At 66.3% G+C, this 23,775-nt stretch carries 26 protein-coding genes; 10 read left to right on the forward strand and 16 right to left on the reverse strand.

Features of this window, described 5'->3' with window-relative positions; all coding sequences use genetic code 11:
• Window positions 1-68 precede the first annotated feature (68 nt).
• Both ACWW1C_RS28400 and ACWW1C_RS28405 read left to right on the forward strand, forming a co-directional pair.
• The gene (locus ACWW1C_RS28400) at window positions 69-902 is read left to right on the forward strand and encodes a helix-turn-helix domain-containing protein (protein WP_455981356.1); all 834 of its coding nucleotides are present in this window, start codon (window positions 69-71) and stop codon (window positions 900-902) included.
• 74 nt (window positions 903-976) lie between these two features.
• Complete coding sequence (locus ACWW1C_RS28405; protein WP_455981357.1) at window positions 977-1,357, forward strand: VOC family protein; 381 nt, start codon at window positions 977-979, stop codon at window positions 1,355-1,357.
• Here ACWW1C_RS28405 and ACWW1C_RS28410 read toward each other — a convergent pair whose 3' ends face one another.
• Complete coding sequence (locus ACWW1C_RS28410; protein WP_455981358.1) at window positions 1,358-1,975, reverse strand: TetR/AcrR family transcriptional regulator; 618 nt, start codon at window positions 1,973-1,975, stop codon at window positions 1,358-1,360.
• Window positions 1,976-2,058: 83 nt separating this feature from the next.
• Between ACWW1C_RS28410 and ACWW1C_RS28415 the strand changes: the two genes are divergently transcribed.
• Complete coding sequence (locus ACWW1C_RS28415; protein WP_455981359.1) at window positions 2,059-3,288, forward strand: acyl-CoA dehydrogenase family protein; 1,230 nt, start codon at window positions 2,059-2,061, stop codon at window positions 3,286-3,288.
• A 4-nt stretch (window positions 3,289-3,292) separates the two neighbouring features.
• On the opposite strand, the gene ACWW1C_RS28420 is transcribed toward ACWW1C_RS28415, so the two are convergent.
• Window positions 3,293-3,781 (reverse strand): MarR family winged helix-turn-helix transcriptional regulator, encoded by a 489-nt coding sequence (locus ACWW1C_RS28420; protein WP_455981360.1) that lies wholly within the window; start codon window positions 3,779-3,781, stop codon window positions 3,293-3,295.
• A gap of 124 nt (window positions 3,782-3,905) precedes the next feature.
• Here ACWW1C_RS28420 and ACWW1C_RS28425 point away from each other — a divergent pair, with 124 nt between their 5' ends.
• Complete coding sequence (locus tag ACWW1C_RS28425) at window positions 3,906-4,358, forward strand: hypothetical protein (RefSeq protein ID WP_455981361.1); 453 nt, start codon at window positions 3,906-3,908, stop codon at window positions 4,356-4,358.
• A gap of 15 nt (window positions 4,359-4,373) precedes the next feature.
• On the opposite strand, the gene ACWW1C_RS28430 is transcribed toward ACWW1C_RS28425, so the two are convergent.
• A complete protein-coding gene (locus ACWW1C_RS28430) occupies window positions 4,374-5,267 on the reverse strand; it encodes a mycobacterial-type methylenetetrahydrofolate reductase (protein ID WP_455981362.1) in 894 nt (297 codons plus the stop codon).
• 155 nt (window positions 5,268-5,422) lie between these two features.
• Here ACWW1C_RS28430 and ACWW1C_RS28435 point away from each other — a divergent pair, with 155 nt between their 5' ends.
• Window positions 5,423-6,199, forward strand: a complete 777-nt coding sequence (locus ACWW1C_RS28435; protein ID WP_455981363.1) for an alpha/beta hydrolase family protein — start codon at window positions 5,423-5,425, stop codon at window positions 6,197-6,199.
• A gap of 16 nt (window positions 6,200-6,215) precedes the next feature.
• Here ACWW1C_RS28435 and ACWW1C_RS28440 read toward each other — a convergent pair whose 3' ends face one another.
• Window positions 6,216-7,886: an alpha-keto acid decarboxylase family protein gene (locus tag ACWW1C_RS28440; protein ID WP_455981364.1), complete on the reverse strand. Its 1,671-nt coding sequence runs from the start codon at window positions 7,884-7,886 to the stop codon at window positions 6,216-6,218.
• A 147-nt stretch (window positions 7,887-8,033) separates the two neighbouring features.
• On the opposite strand from ACWW1C_RS28440, the gene ACWW1C_RS28445 reads away from it, so the two are divergent.
• The 3 genes from ACWW1C_RS28445 to ACWW1C_RS28455 all read left to right on the forward strand — a co-directional run bounded on the left by ACWW1C_RS28445 (window position 8,034) and on the right by ACWW1C_RS28455 (window position 10,871).
• Window positions 8,034-8,645: a TetR/AcrR family transcriptional regulator gene (locus tag ACWW1C_RS28445; protein ID WP_455981365.1), complete on the forward strand. Its 612-nt coding sequence runs from the start codon at window positions 8,034-8,036 to the stop codon at window positions 8,643-8,645.
• A gap of 81 nt (window positions 8,646-8,726) precedes the next feature.
• Window positions 8,727-10,283: an FAD-dependent monooxygenase gene (locus tag ACWW1C_RS28450; protein WP_455981366.1), complete on the forward strand. Its 1,557-nt coding sequence runs from the start codon at window positions 8,727-8,729 to the stop codon at window positions 10,281-10,283.
• 66 nt (window positions 10,284-10,349) lie between these two features.
• Window positions 10,350-10,871, forward strand: coding sequence for a hypothetical protein (locus ACWW1C_RS28455; protein WP_455981367.1), 522 nt, complete (start codon window positions 10,350-10,352; stop codon window positions 10,869-10,871).
• On the opposite strand, the gene ACWW1C_RS28460 is transcribed toward ACWW1C_RS28455, so the two are convergent.
• The 4 genes from ACWW1C_RS28460 to ACWW1C_RS28475 are packed head-to-tail and all read right to left on the reverse strand — an operon-like array spanning window position 10,861 to window position 14,065.
• The gene (locus ACWW1C_RS28460) at window positions 10,861-12,072 is read right to left on the reverse strand and encodes a DUF7373 family lipoprotein (protein ID WP_455981368.1); all 1,212 of its coding nucleotides are present in this window, start codon (window positions 12,070-12,072) and stop codon (window positions 10,861-10,863) included. The genes ACWW1C_RS28455 and ACWW1C_RS28460 overlap by 11 nt on opposite strands.
• Before the next feature lie 40 nt (window positions 12,073-12,112).
• The gene (locus ACWW1C_RS28465) at window positions 12,113-12,733 is read right to left on the reverse strand and encodes a class I SAM-dependent methyltransferase (RefSeq protein ID WP_455981369.1); all 621 of its coding nucleotides are present in this window, start codon (window positions 12,731-12,733) and stop codon (window positions 12,113-12,115) included.
• Window positions 12,734-12,737: 4 nt separating this feature from the next.
• Window positions 12,738-13,496, reverse strand: a complete 759-nt coding sequence (locus ACWW1C_RS28470; RefSeq protein ID WP_455981370.1) for a helix-turn-helix domain-containing protein — start codon at window positions 13,494-13,496, stop codon at window positions 12,738-12,740.
• 8 nt (window positions 13,497-13,504) lie between these two features.
• Window positions 13,505-14,065 (reverse strand): PadR family transcriptional regulator, encoded by a 561-nt coding sequence (locus tag ACWW1C_RS28475; protein WP_455981371.1) that lies wholly within the window; start codon window positions 14,063-14,065, stop codon window positions 13,505-13,507.
• Between the two features lie 110 nt (window positions 14,066-14,175).
• On the opposite strand from ACWW1C_RS28475, the gene ACWW1C_RS28480 reads away from it, so the two are divergent.
• Both ACWW1C_RS28480 and ACWW1C_RS28485 read left to right on the forward strand, forming a co-directional pair.
• Window positions 14,176-14,601 carry a nuclear transport factor 2 family protein gene (locus ACWW1C_RS28480; RefSeq protein WP_455981372.1) on the forward strand — a complete coding sequence of 142 codons (426 nt, stop codon included), beginning with the start codon at window positions 14,176-14,178 and terminating at the stop codon, window positions 14,599-14,601.
• Window positions 14,598-15,635 (forward strand): LLM class F420-dependent oxidoreductase, encoded by a 1,038-nt coding sequence (locus ACWW1C_RS28485; protein WP_455981373.1) that lies wholly within the window; start codon window positions 14,598-14,600, stop codon window positions 15,633-15,635. Before ACWW1C_RS28480 ends, ACWW1C_RS28485 begins: the two co-directional genes overlap by 4 nt.
• A 140-nt stretch (window positions 15,636-15,775) precedes the next feature.
• Here the strand turns inward: ACWW1C_RS28485 and ACWW1C_RS28490 are convergent, their stop codons facing one another.
• Genes ACWW1C_RS28490 through ACWW1C_RS28525 form a run of 8 tightly spaced genes read right to left on the reverse strand, consistent with a single transcriptional unit; the run spans window position 15,776 to window position 23,716 of the window.
• Entirely contained in the window at window positions 15,776-16,285 is a 510-nt protein-coding gene (locus ACWW1C_RS28490; protein WP_455981374.1) for a CAP domain-containing protein, read from the reverse strand.
• On the reverse strand, window positions 16,255-16,839 hold the full coding sequence (locus tag ACWW1C_RS28495) for a hypothetical protein (protein ID WP_455981375.1): 585 nt from the start codon (window positions 16,837-16,839) through the stop codon (window positions 16,255-16,257). Before ACWW1C_RS28495 ends, ACWW1C_RS28490 begins: the two co-directional genes overlap by 31 nt.
• Window positions 16,840-16,876: 37 nt before the next feature.
• Window positions 16,877-17,452 (reverse strand): mammalian cell entry protein, encoded by a 576-nt coding sequence (locus tag ACWW1C_RS28500; protein WP_455981376.1) that lies wholly within the window; start codon window positions 17,450-17,452, stop codon window positions 16,877-16,879.
• A complete protein-coding gene (locus tag ACWW1C_RS28505; RefSeq protein ID WP_455981377.1) occupies window positions 17,422-18,918 on the reverse strand; it encodes an MCE family protein in 1,497 nt (498 codons plus the stop codon). Before ACWW1C_RS28505 ends, ACWW1C_RS28500 begins: the two co-directional genes overlap by 31 nt.
• 1 nt (window position 18,919) lies before the next feature.
• Window positions 18,920-20,041, reverse strand: coding sequence for an MCE family protein (locus ACWW1C_RS28510; RefSeq protein ID WP_455981378.1), 1,122 nt, complete (start codon window positions 20,039-20,041; stop codon window positions 18,920-18,922).
• Window positions 20,038-21,393: an MCE family protein gene (locus tag ACWW1C_RS28515; protein WP_455981379.1), complete on the reverse strand. Its 1,356-nt coding sequence runs from the start codon at window positions 21,391-21,393 to the stop codon at window positions 20,038-20,040. Before ACWW1C_RS28515 ends, ACWW1C_RS28510 begins: the two co-directional genes overlap by 4 nt.
• A 2-nt stretch (window positions 21,394-21,395) precedes the next feature.
• Window positions 21,396-22,757, reverse strand: a complete 1,362-nt coding sequence (locus tag ACWW1C_RS28520) for an MCE family protein (RefSeq protein ID WP_455981380.1) — start codon at window positions 22,755-22,757, stop codon at window positions 21,396-21,398.
• Window positions 22,754-23,716, reverse strand: coding sequence for an MCE family protein (locus tag ACWW1C_RS28525; RefSeq protein WP_455984476.1), 963 nt, complete (start codon window positions 23,714-23,716; stop codon window positions 22,754-22,756). Before ACWW1C_RS28525 ends, ACWW1C_RS28520 begins: the two co-directional genes overlap by 4 nt.
• Between the last annotated feature and the right edge of the window lie 59 nt (window positions 23,717-23,775).

Consider the following 23,775-nt stretch of genomic DNA (forward strand, 5'->3'; position numbering starts at 1 on the left):
CGCAGTCGGTGTCGGTGCCGAGCGTCGTACCCCAGCCGCGAGCCGACCCGGGTGGCACTGTGGTGGCTGTGGACCTGCACACCTCTCGCGGAGACGGCTGGGAGCTTGCCTGGCGCGCGCCGCGGTCGGCCGCTGCCCGGTACTACGCCGGTTTCGCCGAAAAGCTGGCCCAGCCTCGTCAGAGCGTGGAGTGGGCGACGCCGGCCGCTCGATTGGTGATGGTCTTCGACACAACCATGGGGGTGACGACGCCGGCACTGGGCGCTGCCGTTCAGGTCGGGACTTTCGTGGCCGGTCCGCGCTCCACACCGGTGTTCGTCGATCAGCAGGGCTCGTTCCGCGGCGTGGAGATCGGTCTCACGGTGAAGGGCGCTGCGAGCTTCCTCGGGACCGACTTGGGTGATCTCGGTGCGCGAGTCGCGCCCCTCGCGGACGTGATCGGCCGGCGAGCCTCCGAGATCCATGACCGTCTGGCGATGACACCCGAATGGGGCGACGTCTTCGACATCATCGACGGATACCTGCAGCCGAGCGACGCTGCACCGTTGGACCCGCGGCTCTACTGGGCGTGGGACACGATCGAGCATGCTCATGGTCGGCTTCGCATCGATTCGATCGCCGAGGAGCTCGGGTGGAGCCGGCGCCACTTTGCGGCGCGGTTCCGCCGCGCATTCGGCGTGACACCCAAGGTCGCGGCCCGGCTCTTTCGTTTCGATTGCGCCACAAGGCTTCTCCGCAACGGGCTGGCACCGGGCCGGGTCGCCGCTGACTGCGGCTACTTCGATCAGGCGCACATGCACCGCGATTTCGCGAGCTTCGCCCGATGCGCGCCGGGTGTGGCGTCGGCCGCCTACGGAACTGGCGGTAGGCTCGGTTCCGCCTGGCCGCCGGCCGGCACGTAGGTAACTTTTTTCCAATTCGACCGGGTGCCGGTTTCGTAGCCTCTGACGCAGGCGATGCAGAAAGGGGCAGTCCGATGACTGGCGAAGTGACCCATATCGAGATTGGCGCGGCGGACGCGAAGAAGGCTCAGGTGTTTTTCGGCGCGCTCTTGGGGTGGGCCTTCGAGAGCTTCGGCAGCGGGGACCAGGCCGTCATCCAGACGCCCACCGTCCGTGGCGGTTTGCACAGCGGTGCGGCGCCGAGCAGCCTGACGGCGTACTTCGCGGTCGACGACATCGACACCGCGGTTACCAGGGTGCGCAAGCTCGGCGGGTGTGCCACAGACCCCTCACCAGAAGAACCGGGCTTCGGCCGCTTCGCCAACTGCACCGACGATCAGGGGGTGCCGTTCGGTTTGCACCAGCCTGCGGCGCTGACCGGCAGCCACGCACACGCCATCACCACACAACCTTGATCACCCAGTGGTAGAACCGGATTCGAGCAACCCGGTCTCCGCGAGCGCGACCCAGTCGGCGAGGTGGGGGTCATTCAGGGCGTTCCGACGATCGAAGGCATAGGTGAGCGCCACCCCGCGCATGCTGGTGTTGAGTGTTTCGCGAATCCGGGCGTAGTCGGGATGCTGGTTCAGCGGTTCGCCGAACATGGCATCGGTCACCGTGCGGACCTGCCGGTAGAGGACACGTTCCTGTTGTTCGAGGCCGGCGCGTAGTTCGGCGTTATACCTTGCGGCAAGCCATAATTCGGTCGCCGCCCAGAAGTAGTCCTGCTGGTAGGTCGACCACATCGCCATGACGGCGGCCCGAATCCGCGTCCGGGGATCGGCCGGCCACGCGGTCCGCGTGCTCAGTTCGTTGAACCGTGCTTCGGCGAGGTGCTGTACCGCGGCGACCAGCAGGGCATCACGCGATGGGAATTGGTGTAGCAGGCTTCCCCGACTGACTTCGGCCATCTGCTGGATGCGCAGCGTCGACGTGCCGGCGTACCCGTGCTCGACGAGGGCCCGGACCGCGGCGTCCAGGATGCGCTCCTGCACCGCAATGCCACGGCGTTGTGCGCGTCGAGGTTGCGTCATCTCCGAATCATAAACTAGTCAGGGTTGACTAGTTTACTCGGATTTGCCTACGCTCTGCCGCAACAACTCGCAGGAGGATGCGCATGGACACCGAATCCATCACCCGGACCGCCGACCGCATGTGGCACGACGTGTTCCTGCCCGACGACGTGCAGCACGTCCGCGCACTGGCCCGCGACGCCGTCGCGACGCACCTGGCGCCGGTGGCGCGCGAGATCGCGCAGCGCGAGGAGTCCGTCGACTCGTTCCCGTGGAGCGCATTCAAAGGCCTTGCCGGCGCCGGTTGTTTCGCCGTGCCGTTCGAGCAGCCGTTCGGCGCGGGCCTGCAGCACCCCATGCTGGCAACCTGCATCGTCACCGAGGAAATCGCCTACGAGAGTTCGAGTTTGGCCGGCGTGTACGACGGTCAGTGCATCCTCAATGCCCGGGCGCTGTCCTTCGCCCGTGACCACATCCGCGAGCAGGTACTCCCTGGCCTCATCAGCGGCGACGCCGTGTTCGCCTTCGCCACCACCGAACCCGACGCGTCGAGCGATCTCACCCCGACCGCGTTGAAGACCGTCGCCACCCGAACCCCGAACGGATTCACGGTCAACGGCCGGAAGCGCTGGATCACCAATGCCGTTGTCGCCGATTGGGTTTGCATTCTGTGCCGCGACGGCGACACCGACAACGCCACCATGCTCCTCATCGGCATGCACAGCCCCGGCGTCCACGTCGGCACACCGGATCTGAAGATGGGCCACCGCGGCCAGATCACCGCCGACATCGTTTTCGACAACGTCGCGGTACCCGAAGACCACGCACTCGGCGTACCCGGCCGCGGCCTGGCCACGGCACTGGCGTCCCTGGCCGCCGGGCGTCTCGGCATCGCCGCGGCCGGTGTCGGCGTCGCGCAGATCGCCCTCGACCTGGCCGTCGCCCGGCTGCGGAGCCGAGAACTGTTCGGCCGCAAGCTCGGTGAGATGCAGTACTGGCAGTACAAGTTGGCGGAGCGGGCCACTGAGCTCGAAGCCGCCCGCTCGATGTACCAGAAGGCAGCCGTCCGACTCGACCGCGGCGATCGGTCCGGTGAGCCAGAAGCGTCGATGGCCAAGTCCTACGCCACGCGCCTGGCCAACGACCTCGCCCGCGACGCCCTCCAAATCCATGGTGGCTACGGGTTCGCCCGGCGGGTCTCGGCGACCGGCGAAAGCTACCGGCTCGAGGAGATCTACCGCGACGCCAAGATCCTGGAGATCTTCGAAGGGGCCAACGAAGTTCTGCAGTGGGTCATCGCCCGCCGCCTGATCGGCCGCGACATCACCGGGTGATGAGTCACTCCACCGCCGCGCGGGCGAGGCGGCATTCGAGGCCCTGCACGACGCGCAGCACGGTTTCCCGCTCCTGATCGCTCAGGCCACCGACGGTCATTTCCTCGATCTGATTCCAGACGCCCTCGATCTGCTGCTGCAGACCTCGACTCGCCGGCGTCGCCTCGACCAGATGGGCCCGTTTGTCCTCAGGGCTCGGTAACCGGCGCACGAAACCGGCATGCTCCAAACGCTGGACCATGCGTGTCATGGTGGGGGCATCGGAGCTGGTCAGCTGAACCAGATCGGTCTGACGCAGCGGGCCGAGATCCCAGAGATACATCATCACCAGTTCCTGGCCGGGATACAGGCCGAGCGGCCGCAGCAGCGTCGCGACGACCGTTCTCGTCACCCGCGTCAGCTGGAAGACCGCATGGCTGACGGGCCCGCTGCGGGCCGCCGTCGGCAGGGTCGTCGGCTCGCCTACGACCGGTCCAGATTTTTCCTCCGCCATGCCAGCGCCTCAGTTCCGATTAGTTGTCCAACCATGATAACTCACGCTTAGACAGGCATAGCGGCAGTTGGAATAGCTTTCTCAAGATACTTGTTCGAGCAAGTATCAAGAGAAAGGTGGCGTCATGAACACCACAACCGGCCACAGCCGCCAGCACCAGGTAGCCCGGGCGGTGACGGCGACTGCCCTCGGACTGTCAGCGCTGTCCATCGCATTGGCCGCGCCGGCGGCGGCAAAAGGTCCCCACCCGGGCCCGGTGATCGACCGCCCCGAACCGACCAGTTCCGTCAGCGCGCAGACCAATGACGGCCGCACGTCGACCGCTCCGACAAACCCCGCTGGGCGGATGGCCCCCGGCGCCATCCCGCGGTCTCAACCGGCGGTTTCAATCAGCGCGCAGCAATACAGCGCAAGCCCCGCCGATACAACGTCACATCAGGTCCGTAAGACGTCGGACTCCACCGACGATCCAGGCGACACCGCCCGCCGCGCCGAGGTCCGCATGCCGACCATGCCGGGCGGACTGACGGCCGCCGACGCCGGCCGCCTGTTCGGCGGTATGGCCGGAGCCTCGTAGTCGAGACGCGGGAAGCTAGCCCTTGTCGGGCGCCCAGTAGGCCAGCATTTCGGCGAAGGTCTCGAACGCCGGCTTGGACACTCCGTATGCGGCTTCGAGGTGGATGCTGATCGGGAAGCCGAGCTCGCCGACGCCGTCGATGACGCGCTTGTACAGGTCGAGCATCAGCGCCCGCTTGGCCGCAGGCTCCTCGCCCGCCAGCCGTGCGACGAACTCCTGCTCGGCGGCGACCAGAGGATTGCCCGGATCCTGGATGAGCCAATCGATCAGACCGACCTTCGACTCCATCTTCGGGACGAACCCGAACGACAGCAGAATCTCGGGGCGGTGCTCGGTGGTCGCGGCGAACTCCTTCAAGAAGCCCACGATCGTGTCCGAATACAGCAACTGGGTCATACCGTAGGTGGCGCCCTGATTGATCTTGAAGTTGAAGCGACCCTGCTCGCCGTCGCGCGTCGGAATCAGGATGACGCCGCGGTTCGGCACCTGATCGCGGTAGATCGTCAATGCATCGGTCGGGGCCACACCCGCGCCCTCGCCGTCGCTCATGGTGCGCGGGACGCCGACGAAAGCGATGCCGTCGAAGTCCGCCTCCTGCAGCACACTCAGTCGCTTCGAGAGCGCATCCTCGTCGAGGAACGACGTCACCTGGGTGCACAGTCCACGGATTCCGGGCAGCTCGGGCTTCATCAACTGCCAGAAGTCGAGGACGTCCATCTTCGGCTTCATCTCGATGGGCCGATCGCCGTCTTCCTCGATCATCCCGGGGATCATCACGTGCCGGATACGGCCCTCGAGGCCGACTGCCGCGGCGTTGAGCAGCACCTTGTGCGCCTCGTCGACCGCAAACTGGGGACCGCGCTCAATATTGGGCGGGACCAGTTCGAAGGCGATGGTGTTCAGGGTCACGACTCTGCTCCGGATCTCAGGACTACATACGGGGCGCAGGCGTCACTGACCGCTACGACCCGCAGGTCGTGTTTCCCGTGAAACCTCCACCCTACCGATGGCCTCCAGCAAAGAATCGGCCACGTCCGGCTTGCCAGCCGTGATAAACCCGTCCCGTGGCTGAACGCGTCAAGTTCCAGAGTTCCACCGGCCCCATGCTCGCCGGGATCATCGACCTTCCCGAAGGCACCCCGCGCGGCTGGGGCGTCTTCTCGCACGGCTTCACGCTCGGCAAGGACTCCCCCGCTGCGGCGCGCATCTGCAAACAGCTGGCCGCCGACGGCATCGGGATGCTCCGCTTCGACGCCATCGGGCTGGGCGACTCGGACGGCCACTGGGGCGATGGGTCCTTCACCCACAAGACCAATGACGTCATCGAGGCGTGCAAGTTCATGACCGAGCGCGGCACGCCGTCGGCATTGTTGGTGGGTCACTCGTTCGGCGGTGCGTCGGTCCTGGCCGCGGCACGGCAGGCGCCCGGGGTCCGCGCCGTCGTGACGGTCGGTGCGCCCATCGATCCGTCGCACGTCGAGAACCAGTACGACGACATCCTCGACTGCGTGCTCGCGAACGGCAGCGCGCAGTGGATGGTCGGTGGGCGCGAGTTGACCCTCAAGCGCGACTTCGTCGAGGACGTCCGCGCAGCCAAGCTGCACGCCAAGATCAAGGAACTGCACCTGCCGCTGCTGATCCTGCACTCCCCCACCGACAACACCGTGGGCATCGAGAACGCCAGCGAGATCTTCCGGACTGCCCGCCACCCACGCAGCTTCGTGTCACTGGAGGGCACCGAACACCTGCTCACCGGACCGGGGCAGGCCAAACGCGCGGGACGGATCATCGGCGCCTGGGCCGACGCCTACCTGGGTCCGGACAAGGCGCGTCCGCGGTAACGGGACAACCCGCGCTTCAGTTGCCGGCCGCCTTGTTGGCCTTCGCAATGGCCGCGGCGAGTTCCTCCAACAGCGGCGGCACGTCCAGTTCGGTCACCACGGCTTCGATGAAGACCAGGTCGTCCGGGTGGGCTGCCGCGTCGGCCAGTGCCGCGTCCAACTCGCCGCACGTTGTCGCCCGGTGGGACAACGGGTTTCGGATGCCGAGGGCCGCCGGGATGTCGCGCCACTGCCAGCCCACGATGTCGTTGTACGGCGCGGCGGGACCGTGTATCGCGCGTTCGACGGTGTAGCCGTCGTTGTTCACCAGGATCACCACCGCGGGTACCCCCTCGCGGCCGAACTGGCCGAGTTCCTGGATGGTGAGCTGCGCGGCTCCGTCGCCGATCAGCAACACCGGACGACGGTCCCGCTCCGCCAGCCCCGCACCGAGGGCGGCGGGCAGCGTGTAGCCGATCGATGCCCACAGCGGCTGGCCGATGAATGCCACCCCGCTGGGCAGCCGGTGCCGGGCCATGCCGTAGTACGACGTTCCCTGCTCGGCAAGGACCACGTTGCCCGGGGTGAGGGCGCCACAGACCTTGTCCCACAGCGCTTTCTGGGTGAGCGGCTGGTCCGGTTCGAGCGCCGGGTCAGGGGTCTCGGGAACAGGCTGGGGCACCGCGGGTGACGTGGTGGGCCGAGCCTTGAGAATGCCGGTGATCGCCTCGAGCGCCGCCGACATGTCCAGTGGCGCAAAGACTTCGCCGGCCACCGTGCTCTGGTTGGGTCCGATGTCGATGGTCCGGGCGGGATCGATCTGCTGCGTGAACGAGGCACTGACCATGTCCGTGAACTGCACCCCGGCGGTCACCAGCACCGGTGCCTCCTCGATGGCCCGGCGAACCGACTCCTGGCTGGAGGTGCCGGCGTAGATGCCGAGGAACTCCGGCGCGGATTCGTCGACCAGGCTCTTGCCCCACATCAGCGTGGCATACGGCACGACGTCGGCCGCCAGCAGTGCCTCCAGCTGTGGGACGGCTTCCAGTCGGTGCACCAGCAGGTCGGCCAGCACCGTCAGCTGGTGCTCGCCGATGAGGCGCGCGGCGGCCGCGGTGAACAGCGACAGGGCCCGCGGACTCGTGCCACTCGTGTACCGCGGCAGGGGCCCGTTCGGCGGTTCGACCGGGAACCGGGCGACGTCGGTGGCCAGCATCAGGTAGCCGGGCAGCTTGCGCTCGTGCACCTCGGACAGGACTCGGTCGATCTCGCGGGTGGCCGTGGCCGGCACGAGCTTGGCTTGTGCGCAGGTGATTTCGCGGGCGATCCGCAGGAAGTGGTCGAAGTCGCCGTCGCCGAGTGAGTGGTGGATAACCCGCCGGGAACCCTGGACGTCGATCGAGGGTGTGCCGACGATGTGCACCACCGGGACATGCTCGGCGTAACTGCCCGCGATCGCGTTGGCCGCCGACAGCTCCCCGACCCCGAATGTGGTGATCAGCGCCGCCATACCGCGCAGTCGGCCGTAGCCGTCGGCGGCGTACCCGGCATTGAGTTCGTTGGCGCTGCCGACCCACCGGACTTTCCGGTGTGCGATCACATGGTCGAGCAGTTCCAGGTTGAAATCACCTGGCACACCGAATATCTCGGTGACGCCGAGTTCGGCGAGCCGGTCCAGCAGGTAATCACCGACGGTGTAATCAGGCATACCGGCCCCCTCGATCGCTGGTATGGCGATGGTATCGGCGATGGCCGCCGATGTCGGCCCGACAAGGCATCGAGAGATCACTGACAGAGCGGACTACGCGATCTACAGTTGCGGAACCAGCTGGTTCCACTCAAGCAAGGAGCACCCATGCCGGCCAGTCGAACGCCCAAGCGTGCCGCCGGGCGCTGGAATCCGACTCTTGAGGGCACCATTCTCGACGCGACGCTGGCAGCAGTCACGGAACTGGGCTACGACCGGATGACGATGGACGATGTCGCCGCCCGTGCCGGCGTCGGCAAGGCGGCTATCTACCGGCGCTGGTCGTCGAAAGGTGAGGTAGTCGCGCAAGCCATCGCGCACTGGCGTCGGTCACTCGGCCCGGCACCGGCTCCCGATACCGGCACGTTGCGCGGCGACCTGGACGCGCTGGTAGCAGCGGTTCCGGACTACAACGCCGCAGATATCGACATGTTTCGCGTGGTAATCGGCGTGGCGACGGCGGCGATGCACGACCCTGTCCTGTCGGCGGCTATCGACGATCTGGTGCTCAGCGTGCCACGCCAAGTGCTGCGTTCAATCCTGGACCACGCCGCAGCCCGCGGTGAGATATCAGCCACGAACGATCTGACGCTGCTGCCGGACGCCGTCCTCGGTCTCAACATTCTGCGAATGATCTCCGGGCGTCCCGTCGACCGTATCTACGTGCGCCGAGTGCTCGACGACGTGGTGTTGCCTCTGGCAGCCGCTTCGCCCGCCTGACAATCAAGGGCTTGCGCGCCACAGCGAATCGTGCCACGGTTGAATGGAACTTATTAGTTCCATTCAACCCCGGGAGGTCGGATGACGACCCAACACACGCCCGTACTGATCGTCGGCGCCGGGGCGGCTGGGTTGGCCACCGCCGCATTGCTGGCCAAACACGGTGCCGAATCTCTAGTCGTCGAGAAGCGCCGGGAAGTCTTCCGATATCCGAAAGCGCGGAACCTGAGTTTCCGCACTTTGGAGGTATTGCGTGGACTCGGCCTGACCGACGAGGTCCACGCCGTCGGCGCCGCCACCCCGGACATGGTGGTCAAACCGGCGCTGAACAGCACCGAGGAGTTGCCTGCCATCGATATCGCCGCCATCTTCGCCGGACTTGAAGGACTGAGCCCGGAACCCGTCATTCAGTACTGCCCACAGAGTCGGCTGGAACCAATTCTCCTGCGCTACATCAGGAGTCATCGCAACGAGGTACGGTACGGAACCGAGTTGGCAGCAGTCGACCAAGACGCATCCGGCGTCAGCTCGGTGTTGCGCGACATCGACTCCGGGGAAACGACCTCGATCCGAAGTGACTACCTCGTCGCCGCCGACGGTGTGCACAGCCACCTTCGCGATGTCCTCGGGATCAGCGCATCAGGGCGCGGCGCACTGCCCATCTACGTGGTGTTCATCTACTTCCGCGGCCCCTGGCAACGGTTCGTCCCCCACCTCGGTGACGGCGCAAGTGTCCAGGTCAAGAACACTGATGTCGACGGCATCTTCGTACCAGCGGACGCCGACCTGTGCGTCTTCATCACCACCTACTTCCCAGACCGCGGGCAGACGGCTGGCGAGTTCACCGAACAGCGCTGCCGGCATCTGATTCTGTCGGCGGTCGGAGAGCCGATCGAGATCGAGATCATCGACATCGCACCCTGGCAGCCATACCAACGGGTTGCTGATTCCTTCGCGTGCGGGCGCGCTTTCTTGGTCGGCGATGCCGCCCACGCGATGCCGCCCTTCCGGGCCGGCGGGGCGAATGTCGCAGTCCAAAGCGCCGACAACCTAGCCTGGAAACTGGCTGCGGTGCTACACGACCAGGCCGGTCCCGAACTGCTCACCACCTATCACGACGAGCGTCATCCCGTCGGGGCCTTCAGCAGCCGACAATCCTTGACCGGGCCGGTGCTCAAACTCCTCGGCATCGACGCTGAGCTAGACGCCGACGAGGAAGAGCCGATGTTTGCGCTGCTGGCGGGCCATCAATACCGGTCCGCTGCCGTCATCTCCGACACCGCACCCACCGGTGCACCACTAGATCTGGTCACCGACTTGCGGGGCCAGCCTGGCACGCGGGCACCGCACGTGTGGCTGCAAGAAGGGCAGGTCTCCACCCTCGATCTCGTCGGTACCGGATTCACGCTGCTGACGGCTGAGAACCGTGGTACGTGGGCTTCGGCTGCTTCAGAACACATTGCTGTGCAGACCATCTCGGATGAAGATAGGGAGGCATGGCTCTGCTCCACCGGCCTGCGCCCATCAGGTGCACTGCTCGTCAGACCAGACTCATTCGTAGCGTGGCGAGCCGAATCCCTCCCGCCTGATCCCGCGGCCGAGCTGTCCCGAGCGTTACACACCATCATGGCTTCCTGAACGCCGCGGCAGCGAACACGTTGAACATCAACGTGATTGCCGCCCCGAAGCACTACCATGACCGCCATGACCGTTCGCCCACGCCGGATCGTGTGGCAGGTCGCGGCAATGTCGCTGCTCGCGGCCTGTGGTTCGAATACGTCCGCGACGCCGTCGTCGAACACATCGAGCGCGCCGTCGCCCACGACAACGGCAGCCCAGCTCCCCTCACCGGTGCCGATCGTGCCCATGAAACCGAATGCGCGGCAGGCCAAGTGGGTGGACCTGCAGGTCGGCGACTGCCTGAGCACACCGCCGCCCACCGACCCGAGCGTGGTCGAGGTGACCCTGGTCGACTGTGCCGCACCGCATATCGCCGAGGTCTTCCTCCGCGCCAGCGTGGCCGTCAACGACGCCGTCGCCGGTGTCGCCGATCAGCGGTGCGCGGCAGGTCTGGCGCAGTACACCGGCCAGAACAGCCGGTACACCTCGACCTACCTGATCGACTCGAACATGGACCGCACCGGACACACGCCGCTGCCCAGCACCGTCATCTGCCTGCTGCAGTCGGCCACCGGCGGCTCGCTGGACGGCTCCGCTAAGGCTTAGCCGTCAACAGGATGTATTGGGCGGCAACCTGTTCGTGCACATCCTTCAATTCCGCGCCACGCGCCTCGATGGTGTAGTTACCGGCCGGCGCGACGCAGTAGAACTGCTTCGGATTGGCCAACAAGATGCAGCGGCTGAGCGTCAGCGCCGGCACCGGATCGGCAGTCTCGGTGCCGTCGACCGACACCTCTTTGCCGAAGGTGTTCGCCACGTTCACCGCTGACGACGGATCCTTCGCCTGGTACACGCTGGTCTTTCCCCGGGCGAACCCTGTTACGCCGTTGTCCTGGAACACCTTGGCCGAGGAGACCGGATTGCTCTGGAAGTGCAAGGCCCCGGTACCGGAGTAGACGGCGTTCTGGGAGTTGCGCGGCGAGTCGGTCAGCAACGTCAACGCCAGCAACCCCGTGGGATCGACCGGCACCGACGCCAGCTCGGCTGCCGGTTTGAACGGTTCGAGCGCAGCGGCCTGCGCACCGATCGCCTTGGCGATCAGTGCCAAGGCCGGATCGGGGCCGGTCGTCGCTTGGGCCAGTTGAATCAGGACATACGGGCCGCGCGCGGTGAACGACCGGGCGGTGGTCAACTTCGTGCCGCGGGAATCGACGTCGTAGGTCGACGCCAACGCGTCCGGATGATCAGGAACGGCAACTGTTTTCGGCTCCGCGCCGCGGATCTTGAGCTGAAGGGCCGCCGCGTTCATCTCGCCGGCCGCGGCACTGGCATCGGCGGGCGAGGCGAAGCGCAGCACGCCATTGATCAAAACGGACTTGCTCGCCGATTCCCGGGCCGAGGCAAATCCGTCGATGAAGTTGTGGCGACCGGCTGCGGAGGCGATGCTCTCGGGCCCGAACTGTGCCAGCACACCCGGCTCGTCGATCACGAAATATGTTGACAGATAAGGCTCGGTGAGCGTGCCGTCGACCTGCCAGGGTCCCACCACGTAGCCGGCCAACTGTTGTGCCTCGACCCTTGCCCCGGCCGCCGGGGCACCGGCGGTGCCGAAGGGTTCATGCGCCTTGGTCGGGTAGGCCCCCGGTTTCAACTGCGCCGGGGCCACGATCACCGGCGGAGGTGGTGTGGTGGAGGTCGCGGTCTTCGCGGATGACGTGGCCGGGCTCGACTGCGTCGACCCGCCACCACAGCCCGCGGCCAGCACCGCTACCGCGACCACCGCCCCACAGCTGACCAGACCCCGCATATGTCCCTCCCCTGCCGACTGCAGACCAACCTACCCAGTGTCAGGTCTTCGCGGCACTGAACCGCATCACATGCCCAAACACCTTGGTATTCGTATCGATACGGAGCCCATTGCGCTGCCCTTCGGCAACCAGCTCGTCGGGGTTCAACAATCGGAACGGTGACCGGTCCACTCGGTGCACCGCTGTCGCCACCGGTGTCCGCGTCAGGTCGTAGCCGACGAACACACCCCCGGGCTTCAGCACGCGGGCGATCTCGGCGACCGCGGCTTCCCATTCGATGACGTGGTGCATCATCAGGCAACTGACCACCGAGTCGAACGCGCCGTCGTCGAACGGCAGGCTGGTCGCATCGGCGCTCTGCACGACGACGTCCGGGTTGTCCTTCAGCCGCCTCGTCGCGGCATCGACCATCACCGGATCGAGATCGGTGGCAGTGATCTGCAGCCCGGGACGCGCCGAAGACAGCCCTTCCGCGATTGCCCCACCGCCTGAACCGATTTCGAGCAGCTGTTCGCCCAGCCGGTCGGTGGGCAGGATGTCGAGGACGGCACGGGTCGTGGTTCTCCACATGGCGCCGCAGCAGAACGCCCGCTCGACTCTGGACATCACCGGCATCGCGGTCTCCTCCTCGTAGTGTCCTTCGAGTATGGAGCCGCCCACGGCGTCACGGCTTGGATGGATCCGTCGAATCCCGCAGGGCCCGTGCGATCGCCGACGGTGCCGCTCCGGTCATCTCACGGCACACCCGGTTGGCGTGGGAACCGTCGGCGAATCCGGCCAGATGCGCGGCGTCGGTGACGTGCTCACCGTCGGCGAGATGCTTCAGGCCGGAGAGCAGTCTGGCCCAGCGGGTGGCCGCCGAGAAGGACACGCCGGTCTGCTGCCGGCACAGCCGGCCGAGGTAGTCGGGCGACACCGCGACCTCGTGGGCGATGGACGCCAGGTCCACGGATTCGGTTGTCCCGCTGTAGATCAGATCCATCGCCTGCCTCAGCTGCGGATGCAGCCCCGGTTGCTCTCGCGGGTCGCCACACAGGCGGTCGATCAGCACCGCGGCGGCCAGTTCGGGGTCGGCGTCGAGCGCGTCCGCCACTGCCCGGACGAGCGCCTGATGGTCGGCCGGAATCCAGATGCCGTCGCCGGATTCACTCAGGCTCAGCGCGTGCAGCGCCGCCCCGGGCCACGTGTGCGGCGCCAGATAGAGCGCCAATGTCAGATCGTCGGGCTCGGACCGTACCGCGTGGCCGGCGCCGCTGGCGATGACGACGACGCGTCCGCTGCGGGCGGCATCGCTGTCCGTTCGGACGGTCAACGGGCCGGTCATCCCGACGCCGACCTGCACCGCGGGGTGGTGGTGTATGTCCAGGTCGCCGAAGGTGCCGACGACCATCATCTGCGCCGGACCCAGCTCCCAAACGGGCATACCCGATGTTAACGCCGAGATTGTCGCCGCTCGATGACCTCCAGCGTCTCTTGCGCCCACCGCAGGTTCTCCTGCTCGAACGAGATGCCGCGCAGCAATGTCAGATAGGGCCCCACCCGTTCCGCCTCGGCGAAGAACACCGCTTCGGTGCGCCCGGCGAGCAAGCGGTCACGGATCCGTTCGTAGCGTTCGAGTTTGGCGGCGACCCCGGCGATTCGATCTCGCAGACCGGCGCAGACCGCCGCGGCGTTACCGCTGTCGACCGCGGCCACCTGCACCAGCAGGTCGTCCCGCATGGCCAGCGGCTTGGGTGCGGCCTCGGTGAATTCGCGTACCGCGGCGCGACCCGCGTCGGTCAGCGTGAACATCCGCTTGTTGGGCCGCCGCTCCTGTTCGACGACGCGAGCCTCGATCAACCCGTCGGCCGCGAGACGGTCGAGTTCGCGGTACAGCTGCTGCGGGGTGGCCATCCAGAAGTTGGCGATGGACGCGTCGAAGCCCTTGGCCAGGTCATATCCCGAGGCCTCGCTGTCGATCAGGGCCGCCAGGACGACGTCACGCAGAGCCATGGCCGCGAGTCTAGTAGTCAACAAAGTGATTAGTCACATATAGACATGCCAGGCTGGTCCAGCTAGCGTCACCGATACCTAATCAACAAATTGACTATGCGAGGTTTGCGATGCAGGCATTCCGCAAGGCCGTCGAGGCCCACGACCCGGCGGCGATGGTGTCGTGTCTGGCCGACGATGTGGTGTTCACCAGCCCCGTGGCCTTCAAGCCGTACCCCGGGAAACCGATCACCTCCGCGATCCTTCGTGGCGTGATGAGGGTTTTCGAGGACTTCCGCTACGTCCGTGAGATCAACGACCCCGAAACCGACAGCCATGCACTGGTTTTCGAGGCCACCGTGGGTGGCAAGACGGTCAACGGGTGCGACTTCATCCACGTCAACGACGAAGGCCTGATCGACGATTTCATGGTCATGATCCGGCCGCTGTCCGGTGCCATGGCGCTCTCCGAAGCGATGGGCGCCCAGTTCCCCCAGATCCAAGCCGAGGCCGCTGAAGAGATCGCGGCTCTGGCAGCGAAGGAGCAGTCAGCGTGAAGATCGGACTCGGCATCAACTACGCGGGCGGCTTCAAGGAAGTCGTTTCCGAGGTCGCCGACCTCGAAAAAGCCGGCCTGGATGTCGTTTTCGTCCCCGAGGCATATTCGTTCGACGCCATCAGCGCGCTCGGGTATCTGGCCGCGGCGACCGAGCGGGTGCAACTGGCCTCCGGCATTCTGCAGCTCTACACGCGCACCCCGACCCTGACGGCCATGACCGCCGCCGGTCTCGACTACGTGTCCGACGGTCGCTACATCTTGGGCCTCGGCGCGTCCGGCCCGCAGGTGATCGAAGGCTTCCACGGCGTCCCGTATGACAACCCGATCGGCCGCACTCGCGAGGTCGTCGAGATCTGCCGTCAGGTGTGGCGTCGTGAGCGACTCCAGTACCAGGGCAAGCACTACACCATCCCGCTGCCGGAGGGCCAGGGCACCGGCCTCGGCAAATCACTCAAGCTGATCAACCACCCTGTGCGCGAACGCATCCCGGTACTGCTCGCGGCCCTCGGCCCGAAGAACGTCGAGCTGGCAGCCGAGATCGCCGAGGGCTGGCAGCCCATCTTCTACCTGCCGGAGAAGGCCAAGGACGTCTGGGGCGATGCCCTCGATGCCGGACACGCCAAGCGGGATGCCGCACTGGGACCCATGGACATCTACGCCGGCCCGGCGCTCGCCATCGGCGACAACGTCGAGGGGATGCGCGAGTTCATCAAGCCGCACATCGCGCTGTACATCGGCGGCATGGGCGCGAAGGGCAAGAACTTCTATCACAACGTGGCCACCAAGTACGGCTACGGCGCCGAGGCCGACCGGATTCAGGAGTTGTACCTGGCCGGCGACAAGGACGGTGCGGCGAAGGTCGTTCCCGACGAACTGGTTCGCGATATTTCGCTGATCGGCAGCCGGGAGTTCGTGAAGGAACGCGTGGCCGCGTTCCGCGAGTCCGGCGTGACGGTGCTCAATGTGGTGCCGATGGGCGCGACCACTGCCGACCGCGTCAAGCTGATCGAAGAGCTGCGCGAGCTGGTGTAACTCCGCAGCGGGGTGATCGGCCCGCGTGTCGTCTCTCCCCGCGACATGTGCGGCCGGACCCGTCAACGCGCGCTGACAATGTCAGCCTCGGCTGACAGCTCCGGGCGCGACATGATGTGCAGAGAGTTCCGGCCGGCTGATCAGGTGGACGCGCCCGGCTGCCCGTACACCGCGACGACGACCGAGCGGTCGGGGCTGTTCTCCGACCACACGCCCATGACGGTGTTGGCGCAGTTGGCCATGATCGCGTAGGTCGGCGGGTCGTAGTACCACTGGTTCAGCACATCGAGGTTGTTGATGGCGATCGACTGGTTGATCGCCACCGTCTGAAACACCTTGCCCCGGAAACCCGCTGCCTGGGCCCGCGTCTGCGGCGTCGATCCATCCGAACCCAGGTCCCCGTCCATCTGCCGGTTGCCCAGCACGTCGTTGGCGTGCCACTGCGCGGCAAGCCGCAGCTGCGGGCTGACCGCGACGTCGTTGGTGCATCCGGCCTGATGCTGAATGGTGTAGACGTTGGCGATCACGCTGTTGTTCAGGCGGGTGTTGTCGGCGTGGGCCGACGGCACTACCCATCCGAGTCCGGCCGACGCGGCGAACGCCATCAGCAGCCCCCGCGTCACACCGGATCGAACTGCGAGATCAGCCATCGATCGTGCACCTTGTCGAGAGTCACCCGCACCGTCGAGGTCGAGCCGGTGGGCGCGTCCGTACCGATTGTCGTGGTCTGGTTCACGAAAACCAATACCACGGCGTGGTTTTCGGTGGCCGACACCGAAGCGACATCAGGCACCGTCGCCACTGCCGAAATGTGCTTCTGCTTGGCCCCGGGCGCCACGACGGTGTCCACCAACTTGGTGTACTCACCGCGGAAACTGCCGGTGAGCCGGTCGGCGGCCGACTTGAGCTCGGTGTCAACCGTTTCCGGCCGGTAGGACAGCATGGCGACAGTGCCGTCGCTGGCCGCCCGCACCGACTCGGTGGCCGCGGCCTGCGCTAGCCGCACCGAATCATCCCGCCATTTGAAGTACCCCGCGGCGACTGCGAGGAGCATCGCAGCGACCCCCAGCGCCACACCCGTCCACCGCGCCCACGGCTTGCGTGAATCACGCTGCACCACCACGGGTTCGACCTCGACGACCGCTGTCTCGACGGCCTCGTCCTCGTCGAGGGCGACGGGGCGTTCTTCGACTTCCACTGTCATGATCTGTCCTTCATGTTGCCTTGACCGTCCGATCTGCTCATGACACGAACTGCACGTCGGAAATCCGGGCGCCCGCGCCGTCTTTCGCGACACTGATCCGCATGCGCCAGTTTCGTGGTGGACCCGCCGGCGCCTCGGCCAGCGACGTCCGCACCGACACCGCGAGAAGCACCTGCGCCCCATCACCGGTCACCGACTCGAGTCCGCCTTCGGTGACGGTGCCCTCGGATTTCGATCGGGCCTGCTTCACCACCGCGACGAACGGCTCGGACCGGTGTTGGAAGTCCTCGCGGAACGCGCCGGTCGAGGAATCGAGTATCCGCCGGATATCGGTGTCCGCCTCGGTATAGCTGATGGTGGTCAGGTTCAGTGCCGCCTGGCGCGCGGTCTGCACGTACAGGCTCCGAAGCGCCTGCCCCTGTTCGGCCTGGTGTGCACGAAAACCCAGCCAGCCTGCCAGGGCACCGCCGGCGACGACCAGCGCCAGTCCGGCCGCGACCACCGGCGAGATGCGCGACAACCGTTGCCTGAGCATTGGTTTCGGTGCCGCTACGGCACGTTCGTCGCCCTCGCCGGCGGTGTCTAGCCGCTCGGAGTCAGCATGCTCTGCCATGTCTTGCCTTTCGTGGTGGCGGCCAGGTCGGAGTCGGTGTACGGCTTGCCGTCGGGACCCACGTAGCCGCCGGTCGCGGGGTCGTAGGGCACCAAGGCCACCGGAGGCGCCGGGGGCGCGGGTCCGGGTGCCGCACCAGGGCGCTGTCGCGGATCGGTGCCCGGCGCGTACTGCGGGACGCCCTGACCCGTCAGCGTGGCGTTGGGGTCGCCTTTCCAGACGTATCCGTCGTTGAGTGGCACGTACTGCTCATTGCTTTCGCATAGTTCCACGGTCGGTGAGCGTTTGGCCGGGTTGTTCTCGCACGGAATGTTGCGTACACCACGAACATTCAGATCGGAATCCTGCGGAACTCGGCAGTACAGTTCACCGGCGGGCCGCTCGGGATAATCCACCTCGGAGGGTATCCGCTGCTGTTTGATCGGCAGGAAGCCGGTGTTGCACGGTGGCGGTAGGTTCATGTTCAGTTTGAAGTCCAGATAGATCCCCCGATACGGGGTCTTGAGATCCGAGTCGGCGACCGCGATCGCCGACATCAACGCGGTGCCCTGTGGGAACAGCACCAGCAGTTGTTCGATGTCGTGCCGATAGACGACCGCGATTTCACCCAGGCTCACCATGTTGGCCAGCAGCACCGGCAATGCGGGGGCAAACCTGTCGAACAGCGCACGGCCCTCGTTCATGGTGGGCTGTCCGAGTTTCAACAGCTCGGCGAATGCCGCGTCCTGGGCCTTGAACTGGCCCGTGATGGACGCGAGCCGCTGCGCCCACGTCGCGATCGAATCCGCAGTCTGCACTTGGGAGTTCAGCACCGCGGGGCTCTGATCGATCAGCTGCGCGATCGGGTCGACGGTCTTGCCGGCCTCGATGGCCAACGACGTGGATCCGTTGACGATCCGGGACAATTCGGGCCCGAGTCCGCTCACCGCTTTGTCTGCTTCGTCGACGACGGTGCGCAGATTGTCCTGCGGGATGGCTACGAGCGCCCGATTGGTGGCATCGAGCAGGTTGCCGATGTCCGGTGGAATCCGCACCTTGGCCACCGGGATGGTCGCGCCGCCGCGCAGGGTCGGCGCAGTATCGGATTGTGGCGCGGTATCGGATTGTGCTGCCGCAGGAACCAATTCGATGAACTGTTCACCGACAGCCGAGCGGCTGTGGACCGCGGCCGATACGTCAGCGGGCACCTTGATCGACGAGTCGAGGTTCAGCTCGGCACGGACGCCGCCCGGGGTGACGTCGACCGCGCTGACCCGCCCGATCTCGGTACCGCGGTAGGTGACCACCGAGGTCGGGTACAGCCCGCCGGATTCGGGTAGCTCGACGGTCACGGTGTAGCGGCCGTACCCGAGCAGGGTCGGCACGTGCACGAAGCCGAATGCCATGACGCTGCACGCGATCACGGTGACGGCGCCGAGGATCGCCAGCTGGATCCAGACCGTGCGGGACAAACGCAGACGCCGCACGTCAGTACCCCCCGAAATGGTAGGGGGCGATCAGTGGGTTGCCCGCGGTGTACGGGCTCGGCATCTGACCGATCGTGCGACCCCATTGCATCTCCAGCTCGGTGAGGTTGCCCTCCCACCGGGTTCCGGTGAACAGACTGCTGTCGAGCCGGCTCAGCGTCAGGTCGATCACCATCGTGATATTGGCGAAGTCGCCCCGAAACCAGTTGCCGAGATTGCTTTTCACCCAGGGGTAGGTCGAAAGGAAGTCCAGGCCTTTGGTCAGTGCCGGCCCGGAATCGGCCAGCGACCGCAGCACGGGAACCATGCTCCGCAGGTTCGCGACGAGGCTCTCCTTGGTCTGCTTGACCGTCGACGACGCGACGGCGCTGAACCGTCCGACGGCATCGATCGCATCGGCCAGCTTCGCCCGCTGTTCGGCCAGCACGGCCAGGGCCTGCGGGATGGTGGTCAGTGCCTTGTCGACGATGCGCTGGTTTGCCGCGACCTGCCCGACGAGAGAGTTCAAATGCTCTGTGGCGGAGATGATGTCGTCGGTCTGGGCGTTGAGCCGGGAGACGAACGTGTCGAGCTGGGTCAGCAGACTGCGCATGTCGTTCTCGCGCCCGGCCAACGCCTTCGCGAAGGTCTGATTGATCTCCTGCAGCTGGGCCAGCCCGCCACCGTTGAGCAGGATCGACGCCGACGCGAGGGCCTGTTCGGTGGTGGGATACGTTGCGGCCCTGGACAGCGGGATCACCGCGCCGCCCGTCAACTGTCCCTGCGGCGCTTCGGTTGTCGGCGGGCTGAGCTCGATGTGCATCGACCCCAGCAGACTCGTCTGCCCGACCTTGGCGGTGCTGTTGGCCGGCAGGTGGACGTCGCCGTTGATCCGCATCGTGACCAGCGCATGCCAGTCCTGCACCTCGATCTTCGTGACGTTGCCGACGTTGACGTCGCCGACGCGTACCCGGGTGTTCTGCTGAATCACCACGACGTCGGGCAGCTGCACCTGAATCGTGAACGAGCCCGGGCCGTCGCCGACCGTGCCGGGCAGGGTCAGCGAATTCAGGCCCCGCCATTGGCATCCCGGCAGCGCCAGCACGCTGACGAAGATGAGCGTCGCGGTCACGAGACGCTTCATGGCTGCGTCCCTTGCTGCGAAGTCCCTTGCTGCGGAGTCCCTTGCTGCGGAACCATGAGCCCGGCCAGTCCCTGGCCCGGATCGGTCGGGGTCGCCGCGGGTGCTTCCGCCGACAGCGGGCCCGGCGCCGGAGAGTCCTGCGCCGGCGCGCTGCCGCCCGGCCGCAGTCGCGGCTCGCTGTAGGTGACCTCGTTCGGCCGGGCCGTGGCGCCGACGAACGGGTTGCCACCGATCGGCAGGAAGTTGTACTGCCGGTTCTTGATGATCGGAGCGAGGTACTGCACGCACAACTTGGCAGACTGCTCGAAGCCTTGCCGCGCCGCGGACTGGATTGCGCCGCAGAGGAATTGCACGGTGTCTGCGAAGTTGACCGGCGCCAAAATGCCGGTGATCGCGCTCTGCGCGGGGTCGTAGATGTTGGTGAAGTTCTGGAACACCGTCGGCGTGATGTGCAGTACCTGTTTGAGGTCCGTGCGGCTGTCGTTGAGCGCTGTGGTGATCGCGTTGAGATGGTCGAACGTCGTACCGAGGCCTTCGCGATTCTCGGCGATGAAGCCACGCAGATCCTTGACCGCGGTGTCCAAGTTGCGCGTCGCGTCGGCGATGTTGTTCGGCGTGCTCGACAGGGCGGTGGTGATGGACGCCATGTTGGTGTTGAACGACGCGAGCAGGTCGCTGCTCGACGACAGCGCAGACACGAGCACCTGCAGGTTTCGGACGGTACTGAAGATGTCGGTGCTGTGGTCGCCCAGCGCCGACATCGCGCGGGACAGCTTGATCACCGTGTCGCGCGCGGTGTCGCCCTGCCCGCGCAGGTTGTCCGCGGCACTGTTGATGAATTCGCCCACGGCACTGGGGCCGCCGGGACTGGCGGGCTGCAGCGAGTCGGTCAGTTTCTCGAGTTGCCGGCGGAAGTCGTCCCACTCCACCGGCACCACGGTGCGGTCCAGGCCGATGGTGGAGCCCGCGGCCAGCTTGGGGCCGGTCGTGTAGGCGGGCACCAACTGGATTGCTCGCGCACTGACCAGTGACGGCGACAAGACGGCGGCACGGACGTCGGCGGGCAGCGCGTATTGCGAGTCCACGGAGAAGGTCACCTTGGCGGCGTGCGGCTGCGGTTCGATCTTCTCGACCGTCCCGACGGTGACGCCGAGAATCCTGATGTCGTCGCCGGTGTACAGACCGTTGGTGTTCGCGAAGTACGCGACGTAGGTGCTCCGTGCGGCGGCGATCCACCAGGATCGGGCCAGCCCGGTGACCGCCACGGTCAGGGTGATCGCGAGGCTCGCCGCGATGACGATCCGCCAAATCCTCCGGTGGCCAGAATCTTTCGTGCCGAGATCGAATGCCATGGTCACCTCCCTCCCACAGGCGAAACGGGATCGGACACCACGCCCGGCGAACCGCTGGGTGAGTTGTTCGGCGGCGGCAGCGGCGTCGGATGCGGGACCGTGGGTGGCGGCACCTCGCCAGGAGCGGGGGCCAGCGCCGGCGGACCGGGCGCCGGACCACCAGGCGGCGGTGCGGGCAGTGGCTCGCGATAGGGATAGCGCGGGTCTCCGGGATTGCCGGTGATCGCATCGGGCAGCGTGAGGTTCGGCGGTCCGCCCTGGCCCGTCCGGGGGTACGGCGACGGTAGCGGCGGGGTACCGGGTTGCCCGGCACCGGGCTCGGTCAGCTGCGATGGCAGCAGGACATTCGGGTCCAGTCCCAGATCGGAGAACGCCGCGTCGACGAACGGCTGATCGAACTGCCCGGGGAAGAGGTTGACCAGGGACGCTTTGAAGAACGGGCCGGCGCCCAGCACTTCGCCGAACGACATGGCGTACCGGCGCAGCAGGTACAGCGTGCGCTGCAGCTCCTTTTTCCGGTTGTCGAGGATGCCCAGTACGCCGTTGAGCTTGTCGACGGCCGGTTTGAGTTGCGTCCGGTTGTCGTTGACCAGGCCCGAAAGCTGCACAGTCGCGGCGCTGACATTGGCCATCAGCGTTTCGACCGAATTGCGTTGCGACAGAATCTCGCCCAGCAGCGCATCGGTGTTGACCACCAACTGTGCGATCTGGTCGCTGCGTTTGGCGAGCACCGAGGTCACCTTGTTCGCATCGGCGAGCAGTTGCCGCAGCTTGGCGTCACGGGTGCCGAGAGTGTCGGAGAATCGCGCCACGCTCTCCAGCGCCAGCTTCAGGTCGGGCGGGGTGTTCTGGAATGTCTGCGCCAGCGTCTTGAGCGACGACGACAGCTGCGTGGTGTCCAGTCCGCTGATGGTGGTCGTCAGGTCACCCAGCGCCGCCGGCAGATCGTACGGTGACGTGGTGCGCTCAATCGGGATGGGACCGGCCAGGTTTCGGTCACCACGCGGTGTCAGCTCCAACACCTTGGTACCCAGCACAGTCTCGGTCTTGATCGCCGCTTCGGTGCGGTCGCCCAGTTCGACGCCGTCACGCACCGTGAAATCCACCCGAACCTTGGCGCCCTCCAGATGAATTCCCGAGACCCGGCCGACGCCCAACCCCGACACTCGCACGTCGCTGCCAGTCTTGATGCCGCCGGCATCGGCGAAGTACGCCTGGTAGTCGGATGTCCCCTTGACGAACGGGATCTTGTCGTAGCTGAATGCGGCAACGACGATCGCGACGATCAGCGCGATACCGGTCGCGCCGACCGCCAACCGGTTACGGTCGGCCAGCGGCTTGACGTTCAACCTGATGCGCGTCATTTCGGCGTGCACCGCCCCGAGTCCTGGCCGGCCACTTTGACGTACACCGGTTGGCCGTCTTTGCCATTGAGCTTGAGCAGGGCGTCGCAGAGATAGAAGCCGAAGTAGTCGCCGTAGAGTCCGTTGCGCGAGAGGATCTGGTACGCGTCGGGCAGCGTCCGCACCAGTTCGTCGACGTAGTCGTGATCCGCCATGATCTGTCCGGCGAACCGATCCGTCTGCTGCACGGTCTGTTTGATCGGTTCGCGAGCCACGGCGAGCAGGTCGGCGACCGACCGCGCCGCGGTGTTGATGTTCGCCACCCCGGTGGCGATGTCGGCTTTGCGGTCGGCCAGCCCCTGTACGAGTTGCGACAGCTTGTCCAACCCGTCGGCGAACTGCGTGTCACGGGCCGCGAACGTCCCCAGCACGGTGTTCAGGTTGGTGATGACCTCACCGATGAGCTGATCGCGACCCGCCAGCGTCGTCGTGAGTGCGGAGGTCTGGGCCAGCACCGACGAGATGGTGCCGCCCTGGCCCTGGAACACCCGAAGCAGCTCACCGCTCAACGCGTTGACCTGGTCTGGATCGAGCGCGCGGAACAGTGGCCGGAAGCCGCCGATGAGCGCGTCGACGTCGAGGGCGGGTGAGGTCCTGGACAACGGGATCGTCTGGCCCGGAAGGAGTTTGCGGACCGACCCGGGACCTTCCTCGAGCGCCAGGTAGCGGTCGCCGATCAGGTTCTCGTAGCGGATCGTCGCCGTCGTGCCTTCCGTCAGGGTCAGCTGCCGGTCGACGGCGAAGTCGATGGTGACGGTGCCGTCCTTGTGCAGGGCCAGGCTTTTGACCTTTCCGACCTCGACGCCGGCGATGCGAACGAAGTTCCCACCCTTCAACCCCGACACGTTGGTGAACACCGCCTGGTAGGAAGCCCGCGAATCGAACCGGAACTGTCCGAACACCGTCAGCAGCCCGAACATGAAGAGCAGGCTGACCACGGTGAAAATCACGACGCGGGTGGCGGTCCCGCGGATCCGGC

The sequence above is a fragment of the Mycobacterium sp. HM-7 genome, assembly GCF_053852335.1.